This window comes from Actinoallomurus acaciae (assembly GCF_042429965.1).
GTDB lineage: Bacteria > Actinomycetota > Actinomycetes > Streptosporangiales > Streptosporangiaceae > Actinoallomurus > Actinoallomurus acaciae.
In genome coordinates, this window is record NZ_JBHLZP010000199.1 from 1 (window position 1) to 13,972 (window position 13,972).

Annotated in this window: 16 protein-coding genes; 5 read left to right on the top strand and 11 right to left on the bottom strand. The window is 70.5% G+C overall.

Going from position 1 to position 13,972, the window contains the following annotated elements; translation table 11 throughout:
- The 8 genes from ACFFNX_RS24720 to ACFFNX_RS24755 form a co-directional block, all read right to left on the bottom strand.
- The coding region (locus tag ACFFNX_RS24720; protein WP_378206784.1) for an alcohol dehydrogenase catalytic domain-containing protein at window positions 1–377 on the bottom strand (377 nt) is incomplete at its 3' end.
- 44 nt (window positions 378–421) lie between these two features.
- Window positions 422–1,306, bottom strand: a complete 885-nt coding sequence (locus ACFFNX_RS24725; RefSeq protein ID WP_378206788.1) for a MerR family transcriptional regulator — start codon at window positions 1,304–1,306, stop codon at window positions 422–424.
- Window positions 1,307–1,919: 613 nt separating this feature from the next.
- Window positions 1,920–2,264, bottom strand: a complete 345-nt coding sequence (locus tag ACFFNX_RS24730) for an STAS domain-containing protein (RefSeq protein ID WP_378206791.1) — start codon at window positions 2,262–2,264, stop codon at window positions 1,920–1,922.
- Between the two features lie 38 nt (window positions 2,265–2,302).
- Window positions 2,303–2,710 carry an ATP-binding protein gene (locus ACFFNX_RS24735; protein ID WP_378206794.1) on the bottom strand — a complete coding sequence of 136 codons (408 nt, stop codon included), beginning with the start codon at window positions 2,708–2,710 and terminating at the stop codon, window positions 2,303–2,305.
- A 422-nt stretch (window positions 2,711–3,132) separates the two neighbouring features.
- On the bottom strand, window positions 3,133–4,188 hold the full coding sequence (locus tag ACFFNX_RS24740) for an FHA domain-containing protein (RefSeq protein ID WP_378206797.1): 1,056 nt from the start codon (window positions 4,186–4,188) through the stop codon (window positions 3,133–3,135).
- Window positions 4,189–4,226: 38 nt separating this feature from the next.
- Entirely contained in the window at window positions 4,227–4,877 is a 651-nt protein-coding gene (locus tag ACFFNX_RS24745) for a 4Fe-4S single cluster domain-containing protein (protein WP_378206800.1), read from the bottom strand.
- 19 nt (window positions 4,878–4,896) lie between these two features.
- Entirely contained in the window at window positions 4,897–6,708 is a 1,812-nt protein-coding gene (locus ACFFNX_RS24750; protein ID WP_378206803.1) for an AAA family ATPase, read from the bottom strand.
- A 99-nt stretch (window positions 6,709–6,807) separates the two neighbouring features.
- On the bottom strand, window positions 6,808–7,395 hold the full coding sequence (locus ACFFNX_RS24755; protein ID WP_378206806.1) for a hypothetical protein: 588 nt from the start codon (window positions 7,393–7,395) through the stop codon (window positions 6,808–6,810).
- 253 nt (window positions 7,396–7,648) lie between these two features.
- Between ACFFNX_RS24755 and ACFFNX_RS24760 the strand changes: the two genes are divergently transcribed.
- The 5 genes from ACFFNX_RS24760 to hisC all read left to right on the top strand — a co-directional run bounded on the left by ACFFNX_RS24760 (window position 7,649) and on the right by hisC (window position 11,916).
- Window positions 7,649–8,272 (top strand): hypothetical protein, encoded by a 624-nt coding sequence (locus ACFFNX_RS24760; RefSeq protein WP_378206809.1) that lies wholly within the window; start codon window positions 7,649–7,651, stop codon window positions 8,270–8,272.
- 35 nt (window positions 8,273–8,307) lie between these two features.
- A complete protein-coding gene (locus ACFFNX_RS24765; protein ID WP_378206812.1) occupies window positions 8,308–8,508 on the top strand; it encodes an NfeD C-terminal domain-containing protein in 201 nt (66 codons plus the stop codon).
- A gap of 31 nt (window positions 8,509–8,539) precedes the next feature.
- Window positions 8,540–9,844 carry a flotillin family protein gene (locus ACFFNX_RS24770; RefSeq protein ID WP_378206815.1) on the top strand — a complete coding sequence of 435 codons (1,305 nt, stop codon included), beginning with the start codon at window positions 8,540–8,542 and terminating at the stop codon, window positions 9,842–9,844.
- 165 nt (window positions 9,845–10,009) lie between these two features.
- Window positions 10,010–10,684 (top strand): NUDIX hydrolase, encoded by a 675-nt coding sequence (locus ACFFNX_RS24775; RefSeq protein WP_378206818.1) that lies wholly within the window; start codon window positions 10,010–10,012, stop codon window positions 10,682–10,684.
- Between the two features lie 143 nt (window positions 10,685–10,827).
- A complete protein-coding gene (gene hisC, locus ACFFNX_RS24780) occupies window positions 10,828–11,916 on the top strand; it encodes a histidinol-phosphate transaminase (protein ID WP_378206821.1) in 1,089 nt (362 codons plus the stop codon).
- On the opposite strand, the gene ACFFNX_RS24785 is transcribed toward hisC, so the two are convergent.
- The 3 genes from ACFFNX_RS24785 to ACFFNX_RS24795 are packed head-to-tail and all read right to left on the bottom strand — an operon-like array spanning window position 11,804 to window position 13,789.
- The gene (locus ACFFNX_RS24785) at window positions 11,804–12,826 is read right to left on the bottom strand and encodes an EamA family transporter (RefSeq protein ID WP_378206824.1); all 1,023 of its coding nucleotides are present in this window, start codon (window positions 12,824–12,826) and stop codon (window positions 11,804–11,806) included. The two genes, hisC and ACFFNX_RS24785, sit on opposite strands and share 113 nt — an antisense overlap.
- A 48-nt stretch (window positions 12,827–12,874) precedes the next feature.
- Entirely contained in the window at window positions 12,875–13,435 is a 561-nt protein-coding gene (locus ACFFNX_RS24790) for a hypothetical protein (protein WP_378206827.1), read from the bottom strand.
- A 3-nt stretch (window positions 13,436–13,438) separates the two neighbouring features.
- Window positions 13,439–13,789 (bottom strand): hypothetical protein, encoded by a 351-nt coding sequence (locus ACFFNX_RS24795; RefSeq protein ID WP_378206830.1) that lies wholly within the window; start codon window positions 13,787–13,789, stop codon window positions 13,439–13,441.
- Window positions 13,790–13,972: the final 183 nt, after the last annotated feature.

The window sequence follows — 13,972 nt, forward strand, 5'->3', positions numbered from 1 at the left end:
TCCATGTCGGCCAGCAGCGCCACCGCGGAGTCGAGGGCGAGGCCGGAGGGCACCTCGACGAGGGCGTCGGCGCGCACCACGGCGCGCTCGGCGTACCCGCCCGACCCGCCCAGACTGCCGAGCACGCGGCGCCCGGCCAGGTCCGGCGAGACGCCTTCGCCGACGGCGGAGACGACACCGCCGACACCGTTGCCCATCACGATGGGCGGCCGTATCGGGAACGGCCCGCCGCCCGTCCGCATCTGCGTCTCCACGAACGTGATGTTGGCGTACGCCACGTCCACCACCACCTGCCCGGGCCCGGCCTCCGGCTCGGGTGCGTCGCCCGCGACGAGCACCTCCGGACCACCGAACTCCCGCAACCACACAGCGCGCATGAGATCCCTTTCGACGGCCCCCAGCCTGCGACCTCGACCTTGGTTCAGGTCAAGGCGCCGGCGCGGGAAAGGCGTTCGGCCTCGGTGACCGGGTCGCCGGCCAGCCATCGGGCGCCGACCGCCCGAGCCGTCGCGGCGTCCGCGCCGTGGCCGCCCAGCGCGAGCGGTGCGACGCCGGCCAGGCGCAGCAGATCAGCCTCCAGGCCGGCGAATCGGTCGGGCGCCACGGCCGACAGGACGATCAGCTGGGGCGACGACGCCGAGGCGGTGCGCAGCAGGTCGGGTATCGGTGTGGCGGCGCCCAGGTAGCCGACGCGCCAGCCGTTGCGGTAGAGGACGACGCCGAAGGCGAGCAGCGGCAGGTCGTGCAGCTCTCCGGGCGGACAGGCGAGCAGCGCGAGCGGGCCGTGGCCCCGGCCCCAGCCACGGCCGAGCGCGGCGATGCGGGCGCGCAGGACGTTGCTGGCGAAGTGCTCCTCCGCGACGGTGACCTCCCCACGCTCCCAGCGGTCGCCCAACTCGTGGAGGTAGGGCAGCAACACGTCGCGCAGGACGGTCTCGGGCGTGAAGTCGGTCAGGAGCCGGTCGAGTATCGCCTGCGCCGCGGGTTCGTCGAACCTGTCGAGCGCCTGGGCGAGCGTGCCGTCGTCGGTGGGCCGGACCGAGGGGACGAGCGCCGGCGGCGGGCCCCCGGCGGTCTCCCGGAGAGCGGCACGTGCCGCCTCCGCCGCGGACAGGCCACGTGCCAGATGCGACTGCATGACGCGTACGCGGTGCTCATCGCTTTCGGAGTAGAGGCGATACCCCCCGGACGACCGCTCGGGCTGAAGCAGACCGTACCGGCGCTCCCAGGCGCGCAGGACGTGGGTGCTCACCCCGAGCCGCCGGCTGAGTTCGCCGATCCGTAGCATCGCCGGCCCCGGCTCCATAAATCCCAATGTACAGAGCCTAGACAGACATTTGACAAACCTGAGACGTGTGCCTAGCGTCGGAAATGAGGTCTGAACAGGGGGTTTGCCGAAGCTGGGCGTTGCGACGAAGCTCCGGCCACCGGGGGCACACCGGAGGCCGCGACGCGCAGGCACGGCTCGCTTGCTGAGGCCTCGTCGGGGGGAACCGGGGGGAGGCGGGCGGCGGAGGCCGCCGTCCGCCTTCCACCGCCGGTGCGGACCGCGCCCTGATCGCGTCCAGAACAGCGCCCCAAGGAGCGGTCAGGGCGTCCACCGGCCATCTCCACAGCGCCTGCGCGGAACACGCCGGCGATTCCGCGCAAGCCCGGTATGTCGCCTCCTGCACGGCGCGACCTCGGCCGAGCGCGGCCCGCCCCGGGCCGCGAATCTCGCCGGCCGGGGCCGCGTCCAAGCGGCGGGAGACCGACGGCGACGAACCGGGCATGGCCAGACGGGGCCTTCCCCTCCGCGCGGACGGGCGCGGATCCCCTCAGTCCCGCCTGGCCACCACATCCGTCTGACGTTGAGACAGGGCCCGAACGATCGAGGGCGCCTGGCGGTTGCCGCGACGAGGCCTTTCGAGCCGCGGGTTTCAGGTCGCGGCGAGCGCCGCCTCCACGTCGTCGTACATCGGGAGGCGCTGCGCCAGGCCGGTGATCCACAGGACGCGGGCGCTGGTGTACTGGGCGCCGGCCAGCGCGAGCATGCCGCCCTCGGTGGACGAGAGGCGTTTCCAGTACGAGACGACGGTGCTGAGGGCACTCGTGTCGATGAAGCTCAGGGCCGAGAGGTCAAGAATGATCTTGTGACCGTGCTCTCGGATGACACGGTCCAGATGGGCGGTGAACTGGGTACGGCTGATGATGTCCAGCTCGCCCTTCACCGCAACGACCGTACGGTCGCCATGGCGAGTGGAGCTGAGTTCGAGCGCTGCCACGGTGACCTCCACGGAAACTCAGGACGCCACCGTACAGGTCAGGCGTAACGCGGTGGGAGGGGCATCTCAAGTCGGACGATCGTGCCGCGTTCACCAGCGATGATGTGCACGGCCGAGCAGATCTGGCGCGTCACCCACAGGCCCATGCCGCCTTCCGCGTCCGTGGAGGGCGGCGCCTCACCCGCGTCCGAGGGCACCCAGTGACCCTCGTCGCGCACCTCCGCGTACACGCGCCCGTTCGAGGCCCACATGCGCAGCTCGGCCTTGGGGGATCCGTGCCGGACGCCGTTCGTGGCGATCTCGTTCACGGCGATCACCAGGTCACCGACCGAGTCCTCGTCCAGTCCGCACTTACGGGCGTGCGCGGCGACGAACCGTCGCACCCCGGGTAGATGATCCACAGTGAAATGCATCTCGTCTACCTGATCCCCCGTCTCTTCCGGCATGGGCTGGCGGTGCCGTATGGCGGGATACGAGGGTGCTGTACGAAGAGTTACCACGTCGTCCCACCTTGCTCATCCGTCGCACGATCAGGCTGCCGTCCTGCTTGTCGTCGTCCGTCGCAGTGCTACGTGTGATGTCGTACCCATTTGCCGGGCTTTGTTGCATCTTTGTGAGCAAGCCGACGGACTCGATACGCGTTCGGTACGAAAGGACGGCTGGATCGCGGACGCTCGCCCGCGTGGGGGATCCGATTCACCGTACGACAGAGGGCGCCGCGCCGCAGCGGAAGCGGCGGTCCGATCATGGCTTGGCCTCGGGCGGCCACGTCCTTCGGCGGCATGCTCACCGCGGAGATTCGCGGGCCGGGCGGGGGCTCGGCGACCCTGACGGCCCGTCCGGGGCCGCCAGGGAACCTTCGCGACGGTCAGCGTCCGACGCGTACCTGACCACGCGCGTCGGCCGCGAGACGCAGCGAGTCGCCGTCCCGCAGCGACGTCTGCTCGCCCGGCTGCAACCGCCGGTCGTTGACGAACGTGCCGTTCGTGGACCGCTCGTCGCGCACCCACGGCTGGCCGCTGTTGTCGATGCCGAGCGTCGCGTGCCGGCGTGAGACGTTGTCGAAGCGGGAGAACGTGCTGGCCACCGGCGAGTGCACCGGGTCACGGCCGAGCACCAGCTCCTGCCCCGGCTGGACCTGCAGGTCGCCCGAGGTGAACGTGACCGTGACGTTCAGCTGCTGGGGACCGCCGCCGCCTCCGCCGCCCTGGTCGTGCAGCGGGCGCAGGCACTGGACGCAGACCGGGTTGCCCACGTCGGGGATCTCGGCACCGCAGTGCGGGCAGAACGGCGTGAACGCCGCCGTCGACTCGCCGCCGGATCCGGTCATGGTGGGCTCGCGCGGCGGCGGGGGCACGTGCGGAGCGCTCGGCGAACCGTAACCGCCCGTGCCGTAGCCCTGCTGCTGCGGGGGCTGCTGCTGGTACGGCTGCTGCTGCCCGTAGCCCTGGTCCTGCGGTGGCGGGTAGCCCTGGTCCTGGGGCTGGGGCGGGTAACCCTGGTCCTGCTGCGGCGGGTACCCGTGCTGCTGCGGGGGCGGATATCCCTGGTCCTGCGGCGGCGGATAGCCCTGCTGCGGCCGGTCCTGCTGCGGCGGGTAGCCCTGGTCCTGCTGGGGTGGGTAGCCGCCCTGCCGCTGCTGGTCGTGGGGCGGCGGGTAACCGCCCTGATCGTGCTGTGGCGGGTACCCCTGCTGGGGCGGGTAGCCGCCCTGCTGCTGCCGATCTTGCTGGGGGTAGCCCTGCTGTGGGGGGTACTGCTGGTAGGGCTGTTGATCATGGCCCTGGTACCCCTGCTGCTGAGCGTAGGGAGACTGATCCTGTGGCGGATACCCCTGCTGTTGCTGGTCCTGCTGCGGTGGGTACCCCTGCTGCTGAGGCCCCTCGCGCCTGGCGAGGTTGGCTCCGCAGTTGATACAGATCAAGTCTCCCTGCCGTACCGGAGCGGCACAGACCGGGCATGTCAGGGACGCCATGACACCTCCCCGCCGTGGACTCCGGAGAGCGAGAGTCGCTCTGTCAGCCGCTCCATGTCGCCCCTCCGTGGAATCCCGATGTAGTAAACACGATCGGCTTCAACCGATATCTGCATGTGCGGCCGCGTTTCGCCGCCCTCCGCGTCACCATAGCGTTTCTCGCCTAGCTCACTAACAGGGATGATGCGCTGATTGGCCGAGCCACGCCAGAGGTGTCCGGAGTCTGGGGAGTTCAGGCGGTCGATGTACGGCCCCGTGACGACGGCGTCGCACAGCGCGAGAAGTTCGCGCGACCACGCGGAAGCTCGCAACCGTGACAATGCGTATCCGCTATACACCAGAACGTCCACCTCCGGCGATGCCCAGGCGCGGATTCCGCGGAGCAGTTCGCGCAGCGCCTCCGGCTGCTGGAACGGCTCTCCCCCGGAAATCGTCACGCCGTCCACCTGGTCGAGCGACCTGAGCCAGCCGAGCACGGCCGGAACCGCGATCGCGGTGTCCGGGTCGGCGTCCCAGGTGTCGCGCGACAGGCAGCCCGGGCAGTGCAGGGTGCAGCCCTGAGTCCAGATCCCGGCCCGCCGTCCGGGCCCGAGCGTCGTCACCGGGTAGTGCGCCTTGGCCAGCAGCAGGTCGCTCATGCTCGCCGGGCTCCCCTCGTCACTGGAGATCCACGACGGTGATGTTGCCCTCACGGCGGATACCGGTGACTGTCACCTCGGCGGCGGGCCCGCGGTCGAACAGGGCGCGTGCGAGCGGGTTGATGAAGGACGACTCGAGCGCCATGCCGATGCCCCGGCCGCCCTTGTCGAGCTCGCTCGTGCACCAGTCGCGGAGCGTGGCCGTCGACTCGTCCGACAGCAGAAGCTTCATGTGGTGTTCGTCGCTCACCCGACGGCAGATGTTGGCGAGTTGCAGGTCGAAGATGCGGCCCGCCGCCTCCGGCCCGATGAAGTCGAAGATGACGATGTTGTCGCCGAACCGGTTGAGCAGCTCGGGGCGGTTCAGCTCGGTGGTGAAGTGCTCGGTGATGGCGCCGCGGATGGAGCTCTCCAGGTCCTCGTACGGCATGCCGGGCCGCACGCCGCGGGTGCCGAGGTTGGAGGTGAAGACGAGGATCGACTCGGAGAAGAACGCCGTGTTGCCGCGGCCGTCGGTCAGCCGGCCGTCCTCCAGGATCTGCAGGAACTTGTCGAGGATGCGCGGGTGCGCCTTCTCGATCTCGTCGAAGAGGATGACGCGGAACGGGTCTTCGCGCACGGCGTTGGTCAGCTCGCCGCCGGCCTCGAAGCCGACGTAGCCGGGCGGTGAGCCGATCAGCCGGTCACCGGCGTGCTCGGCGGAGAACTCGCTCATGTCGAAGCGGAGGTAGGCGTCCTCGTTGCCGAAGACCAGCGAGGTGATCGCCTTGGCCAGCTCGGTCTTGCCCACGCCGGTCGGCCCGGCGAAGAACAGCACGCCGCGCGGGCGGCTGGAGGCGCGCGCCGCCTGCGCGCCGGACAGGCCGAGGACGGCGCGCTTGAGGATGTCGAGGGTCTTGGTGACGGCCTGCGGCTGGCCGACGACGCGTCCCGGCACGCGCTGCTCGCCGTCGACGATGCGTTTGCGCAGGTGCTCGCGCTTCCACGGGTTGTCCAGCACGCCCAGCTTGTAGGTGCGGACGGCGTCGGGCAGGTCCTCGAGCGCGACGTCGCGCTCCTTGGCGAGCCGGGTCACCTCGATCATCGCCTGAAGCGTGAGGCCCTCGGCCTCTTGGGCGAAGTCGTCGGTCACGTCGACCGAGGGGTCGGCGGCCTCGAACGCGCGCGCCAGCAGCCGGGCGGTCTGCTGACGGTCGCCGAGGTGCGGGCGCGGTACGGCGATCTCGCGGACGCCGTCGTTGTCGGCGGTCAGCCACGACGGCAGGTCACCGGGGCGCCGGGCGAGCCAGATCACCGGGTTGTAGAGCGGCTTGGGGCGCTCGCCGTCGGTGCGCACCGGCGTGGCGGTGCGCGAGAGCTTCTCGCAGAAGACGAAGAAGTCCTTCTCGGCGGGTTCGAGCTCGGTGGCGTTGCGGGCGATGCGCGACGCGTAGTCGATGACGAAGGCGGCGCGGAGCGGACGGGTCGGCCGGGCGAGTGCGCTGAGGTAGGTGCGCAGGCCCTCCAGCGAGGGCACCTTGCGCTCGTCGACCCGGCTGCCGAACAGGCTCGCCGCGGCGTCGGCCGCGGCGCGGTCGTCGGCGGGGTGCACGCGCAGCCCGTCGACCTGGTCGTAGACGACCATGAAGGAGTATCCGCTGCGGCGCAGCGTCTCCCACAACAGGTCGCGCAGCGGGAACAGCCGGCCCTCCTGGGGCACCAGGAAGCTGTCGTGCAGGTTGCCCCACAGGACGTACTGCGGGTGCACCGAGAGCGTCGCGTCGAGCTCCCGGACGAAGGCGGGGAAGCCCGCCAGGCGCGTGTCGTCTGGTGGGCCCGGCTGCGTCGTCACCTGATGAAGCGTAACCGCAACACGGGTGAGTTTCGGAAGGACGACGACCGCGTGACCGCCCGGCGCGGGCGATCACGCGGTCGTGGCCGTGAGCGGTCGTCAGCCGCCGATCATGTTGCTGGGGACGTTCTTGTCCTTGAATCCGGCGCCGGCGCTGCCGGCCGTGCTCCGGGTCTGCTCCAGCGCGCCCGAGGCGGCGCCGATCGACGACGAGTCGACGTTGCCGCCCCGGAGCTTGTCGACGGCGCTCTTCATGACGTTGCTGAGGTTCTGCATGGGGGCGGACAGTGTCCTGCACAGCGTCGGGTCGGCCTGGACGTTCGTCTTGGCCCGGCGCAACTGGTCGAGCGTGAACAGGCCGGCGGCGCCGGCCTTGACGATCGCGCGCTTGCGGCCGTGGGCGCCGCTCTTGAACGCGCCGTTGCGGTACGGGTCGTAGATGTAGCGCTTGAACGCGCCCGCCGCGAGACCGGCGTTGGCGACGAAGCGGGTCTTGGCGAGCTTACGAGTCTTGCCGGTCGGGCACGCCGTCGGCGTCGCCGTGGCCGCCGGAGCGTTGCCGGGAGCCGCCGGGGCTCCGACGCTGGGCGCCGCACCGGTCTGGGCGGTCTCCTTGGACTTGGTGTTGCTGCACCCGGCGAGCGCGAGCAGGATAATCGGAATGATGACGAATGTTTTCCGGAGCATTAAGCTTCCCCCGATACAATGCCACTGTTTCGGACAATTCCTCTGCGGATTTACGAGCGTCGGCCGCATCGCTCTTCTTTTTTACCCTGTGCGAGGCGCTAGAGGTTAATTCCGATGAATGATTTGCGCGGCGTGTCGGGCCAATAGTGCGCTATCGTCATTCGGTATGACATCACGGAGACTGATCGCCGTTGCGGCCTTCCTTCCCCTGGCCTCGGTCGTGGGCTGCGGCGGAGGTGGCGGCGGCCGTGCCGTGAACGGCTCCACCCCGTCCTACACCGCGCCCGTGCCGGGCTCCTACAATGCCGACCAGCTCACCCAGGCACTGCTTACCGACATTCCCGGATACGCCCGATCGGGTGCGCCCCAGTGGGGTGAATACGGATCGCTCGCCGCCGTACAGAATCTCAATCAAATGCAGCAGGCGGTCAAACTCGACAAACCGCAGTGCGCGTCGTCGACACACGCCCTGTCCGAGGAAAAGGCGGTGCAGACCGCGCCTTCCGCGCTGGTGGCGTTCGTCAAGGGCAATCAGCAGAGCGTCACCGAGACGCTGATGGCGGTCGGGCCCGACGTCGCCGCCCGGCAGGTCAAGGTCCGGGCCCCGGCGAGCTGCCGCACCTTCCGCGTGAAGGTCGGCTCCGGCTGGGTCTCCGACACGATCTACGAGTCGTCGGGCACGCGCATCGGCGAGGGGTCGCGGACGGCGGGGATTCTCACGTCCTCGGGCACCACGAGCGTACGTACGTGGTTCGTCGTGTTGCGCTCACGCGGTTACCTCGCGACGATCACCTTGTACGGGCCGGGTGCCACCCGGGTCGAGGCCGAGCGGTTCGCGCGCCAGGCCTACCAACAGGCGGAGCGGATTCTGCCCTAGAGGTCCCGGCGCGCGCGTGGGCGAAGGAGGACGCCGTGGTCGGCAGGCAGGGCCGGGTCACCGGCAGGATCGGACCGGGCCTTGTCGGCGAGGTGATGATCCCGATCCGGGGCGGCGTTGAGGCGTTTTACGCCTATTCGGCCATACAGGGGGAGGAGATACCGGTGGGATCTCTCGTCGTGGTGATGGATTATCACCCACCGCGAACCGTTTACGTCTCCTCTGCGTCTATTTGACGTCATCATCCCTGCGGTCCGAGGAGGAACGATGCCGATAGTCGCCGTGGCGATCGGCGCCGTCGTTGCGATCATTATTCTGATCGTCATCTTCAAGGCGATCTGGCGCGTCGCCGAGCCGAACGAGGCGCTCATCATCTCCGGCTTGGGAGCCAAGGCGCACAACCGGGACACCGCGGAGAGTCTGGGTTTCAAGATCACCACGGGCAAGGGCACGATGGTGCTCCCCGGGTTCCAGACCTGCCGCCGCCTGTCCCTCGACACGCGGGTCTCCGGCCTGGAGGTCACCTGCGTGACGTCGCAGGGCATCAAGGTGCACGTCCGGGGCGTGGTGATCTACAAGGTCGGTGACGACTTCTCCTCGATCGCCAACGCCGCGCGGCGCTTCCTCGACCAGCAGAAGATGATGGATGACAAGACCCACCAGCTCTTCGCCGGCCACCTGCGCTCGATCGTCGGCAACCTGACCGTCGAGGACCTCCTCCGCGACCGCGACCGGCTCACCAACCAGGTGCGCACCTCGTCCGCGGACGAGATGGGCAAGCTCGGCCTGGTGGTCGACTCGCTGCAGATACAGGACATCGAGGACGAGGTCGGCTACATCGACAACCTCGGCAAGCCGAACTCCGCCGCCGTCGCGTCCGCCGCCCGGATCGCCGAGGCCCAGCGCAACCAGGAGGCGACCCAGGCCGAGCAGATGGCCGAGCAGGCCAACTCCGCGCAGATCCGCGACACCGAGATCAAGAAGCGCGAGTATCAGGGTCAGGTCGACCAGGCCGCCGCCGAGGCGCGCCAGCAGGTCATCCAGAAGGAGACCAAGAACGCCGAGCTGGAGGCCGACCGCCGCGAGAAGGCCCTGGAGGCCGAGGTCCGCAAGCCGGCCGACGCGAAGGCGTACGAGCGGGTCACCCTCGCCGAGGCCGAGCGCCGGGCGGCCGTGGCCCAGGCGCAGGCCGAGGCCGAGGCGACGAAGATCAACGGTCAGGCCGAGGCCGAGGCGACCCGCATGAAGGGCATCGCCGAGGCCGAGGCGATCAAGGCGCGCGCCGACGCGCTCGCCGAGAACCAGGAGGCGGTCATCGCCCAGCAGCTCGCCGAGCGCTGGCCGGAGATCGTCGAGGCCGGGGCGGGCGTCTTCGGCAACGTCGACAACATGGTCGTGCTCAACGGTGCCGAGGGCGTCGAGGACATGCTCGCCAAGGCGCTCACGCTCGGCGGCACCGGCCTGGGCGTCGCCCGGCAGCTCCTGTCCACCATGAACGGCCAGCGGTCCGCGGACACCCCGGCGGGCAACGGCAAGCTCGTCCCGGTCGAGACGGACCCGGACAAGAAGTAACCGCGAACGACCAAGGGCCCGGAGCGCGTCGCTCCGGGCCCTTCGCCTTTCCGCACGCGGCGACGTTCGGCGCCGGCGCGTGTCGGCACTTCGTGCCGGAGACCGGGTGGCCTGCGCCGACCAGTCGGGCAACGGGTGCCTGTGGCAGGCGCTAACGTGCCGAATATGACCGTTGCGCGTGTGGCCGTCACCGTCGATCTCGTCGTCCTGACGGTCCGCGAGCAGCAACTGTCCGCGCTCGTCTGGTGGCGTGACCGGTCGCCGTACGCGGAGAGCTGGTCGCTGCCCGGCGGGTTCGTCCAGCTCGACGAGGACCTGCCGGTCGCGGCCCATCGTCTGATGGCCGAGCGGGCCGGCCTGGCCGACGTGCGGGTCCACCTCGAACAGCTCGCCACGTACGGCTATCCCGACCGTGATCCGCGCCAGCGCGTGGTCAGCGTCGCCTACCTCGGGCTCGCCCCCGACCTGCCCGCCTCGACCCGCGCTCAGGTGATGTGGCGGCCGGTCGCCGAGTTGACCGAGAAGGGCCGGATCGCCTTCGACCATCGGCGCATCCTGCTCGACGGTGTCGAGCGCGCCCGCGCCAAGCTGGAGTACTCCCCGCTGGCGGCGGCGTTCTGCCCGCCGGAGTTCACCGTGGCCGAGCTGCGCCGGGTGTATGAGATCGTCTGGGGGCATCCGCTCGACCCGCGGAACTTCCACCGCAAGGTCACCGGCGCCGAGGGGTTCCTCGTCCCGACGGGGCGGACGACGACGCGTGACGGCGGCCGGCCGGCCCGGCTCTACCGCCGAGGGGACGCCGAGTCGCTCCACCCGCCGATGATGCGACCGACCTGGTGAAACGGTATTCGGCGGCCATTGGTAGCGTTTCGGTCCTGATAGGAGGCCTTGCCTCTCCCAGTAGCGGCCGGGGCCTTCGCGGGCTTGTCGCGTCCGGCGCAGTAGTCCTTAGAGTGAACCCGTAAGACCTCACAGGGAGGACAATGGTGTCCGAGCAGCGCAGTCCCCGCTTCCGTTCCGTGCTCGACGAGTACGTCGCCTACCGGCCCGGCAAGGTCGCGACCTCGTCCGAGGGCCGGTCGTACAAACTGTCCTCGAACGAGTCGCCGTACGGCCCGCTGCCGTCGGTGCGTGAGGTGATCGCCGACGCGGGCGGCCTGGTCAACCGCTATCCCGACAACAGCTGCACCGCGCTGATCCAGGCGATCGCCACGCGGTTCGGCGTGCCGGAGGCGCATATCGCCGTCGGCTGCGGCTCGGTGGGAGTCTCACAGATGCTGCTGGAGTCGGTCGGCGAGCCCGGCGTCGAGGTCGTGTACGCCTGGCGCTCCTTCGAGGCCTACCCGACCCTGGCCGACCTGTCCGGCGTCACCTCCGTACGCGTTCCGCTGACCGACGAGACGCACGACCTGTCCGCGATGGCCGACGCGATCACCGACCGCACCCGCCTCGTCTTCGTCTGCAACCCCAACAACCCCACCGGCACGGTCGTCCGCCGCCGCGAGTTGGAGGCGTTCTTCGACCGGGTGCCGCAGGACTGCCTGATCGTGCTGGACGAGGCCTACAACGAGTACGTCCGCGACCCGGAGGTGCCGAACGGGCTCGACCTGTACGCCGACCGGCCCAACCTGGCGATTCTGCGGACGTTCTCCAAGGCGTACGGCCTGGCCGGGCTGCGCGTGGGCTTCATGGTGGCGCCCGAGCCGATCGCCGCGCAGGTGCGCAAGACCTATCTGCCCTTCACGGTGAGCTCCGTCGCCCAGGCCGCCGCGATCGCCTCGCTGCGGGCCGAGAGCGAACTGCTCGACCGCGTCGAGTCCACGGTCAAGGAGCGCGGCCGGGTGTACGAGACGCTCGCCGCCCAGGGCTGGAAGGTGCCACCCACCGAGGCGAACTTCCTGTGGCTGCGCCTCGGCGAGGACACCATGGCCTTCTCCGCCGCCTGTGACGCGGCGGGCGTCAGCGTACGCCCGTTCGCCGGGGAGGGCGCCCGGGTGTCGATCGGCTCGCCCGAGGAGAACGACGCCTTTCTCGCCGTCGCCGAGTCGTACCGGTCGGCGCGGGAGCTGTGACCACCTCACGCGAGCGGCGCTCGGTCGAGACGACGAGCCCGACGCCGAGGATGATGATCAGGCCGCCGGCGACGATCGTCCACGTGGCGTTCTCGCCGGCGAACGCCACGCCGAGCAGCACGGCCACCGCCGGGTTGACGTAGGCGTACGTGCCGACCAGCGAGATCGGTGCGTTGCCGAGCAGCCAGACGTATGAGGTGAAGGCGACCAGCGACCCGAAGGTCACGAGGTAGGCCAGGCCGAGCCAGGACGCCTGCGAGACCTCGTGCAGGTGGAGCCGCTCACCGCGCGCGAGCCCGATCGCGAGCAGCGTCACGCCGGCGGCGGCCATCTCGTACACGCTCGCCACGAACGGGTTCGCCGGCATCGGCATCCGGGCGGACAGGAACGATCCGACCGACCAGGACAGCGACGCGCCAAGGACGATCGCCACCCCGAGCGCGCTGCCCGATCCGCCGCCGCGCGTGAGCGTCAGCAGCGCCAGCCCTCCGAAGCCGACGAGGACGCCGGCGATCGTGCTCACCGCGGGCCGGTCGCCCGTGGCCCACCGGAACACGACCAGCCACAGCGGCACGCTCGCGACGAGGAGCGCGGCCAGGCCGGTGGACATGTGCTGCTCGGCGACACCGATCATGCCGTTGCCGCCGGTGAGCAGCAGCACGCCCGCGAGCGCGGCGGTGCCGAGCCGCCGCCACGGCACGCGCAGGACGCGTACGCCGCCGCCCCGGACCGTGAGCACCACGGCGAGCAGCACGGCGGCGACGATGAACCGGACGCCGGCGCCGACCATCGGCGGGATCGTCTGGATGAGGTAGTGGATGCCGAGGTAGGTCGATCCCCACACGACATAGACGATGGAGAGGGCGACCCAGACGAGCGAGGGGCGGGAGTCAGCAGTCTTTGAGCTCATGGCTCATTACACGCTAGACGGTCCACGCCGAATCCGCGCGTCGATTTCTCACCGGCACGCGTAGTCGAAGGCGGCCGACGCCGTGCCGTCCGGGCCCGTCGGCGAGACGACCTCCAGCGTCGCGACGGCGTGCAGCGACCCGGGGCCCTGGACCGTCCAGCGCAGGGGGATCCGGATCGAGCGCCGCCCCCGCGACAGGCCGTCGGTGAAGACGCCGGAGTTCTGGCCGTCGCTGCGCTTCCAGCGGTACGACACGTCGCCCTGCCCGCCGTTCGTGTGGATCACACCGACGACGGTCGCGGTCGTGCCGCAGCCCTGCACGCCGGTCGGCGCGGTCACGGTGACGCCGGTGACCTGGACGGGCGGGCCGCCGCGCAGGAGCCACCAGACCACCAGGCCGGTCAGCACCGCCAGACCGAGCGTCGCCAGCCCACCGGCGATCCGCCGCGCCGGCGGACGCCCGCGGGACCGCCAGACCTCGGCCACGCCCGGGGGAACACCGGGGCCGAACCGCAGCGTCACCTCATCGGTGGAGGACCGTCTCTCCGGCCACGTGTCCTCGTCGTCCAGCTCGTTCTGCACGCCGGGGTCCCGCTTCGTCTCGTCCATCGCCTACCCCGGCTGACAGGTCGTCTCGGCCTCGGCGGTTCCGCCGAGTGAGGTGGTCACGGTGACGCGGGCCGCCGGACACCGGTCGCCGTAGTCGTGCGTGAACGTGAGGTCGTGAGCGCCGCTGCCGCTCACGGTCCGCGTGTCCTCACTCGCCGCGGTCACCTGCGGGGTCGGGGTGTCCTCGCTGAAGTCCGCCGACACGGTCACCTCGCCGGAGCCGCTCACGGTGACCGTCACCTGGGCGGTCGCGACCGTCCCCGAGAAGGTGAACGATTCGATCGTCAGCGCGGTGACCCTCGGGGGCGGGACCTTCGGCGGGTGTTCGCCGACCAGCGGCCGGGGGAGTGTCATCGCCGGCGACGGGACCGTGGGCGTGTTGCCGGCCGGGGACGCCGTGGTGGGTGCGGTCGTCACCGGGCCGGCGGAGCCGGTCGGAGACGCGCTCGGCGAGTCCGCCGGAGGCGTGCTCGGTTCGGCGACCGGGGCGGGGCTGGACGTCGCGCTCGTGTGCGCGCCGACGCCACGGTGGACGCC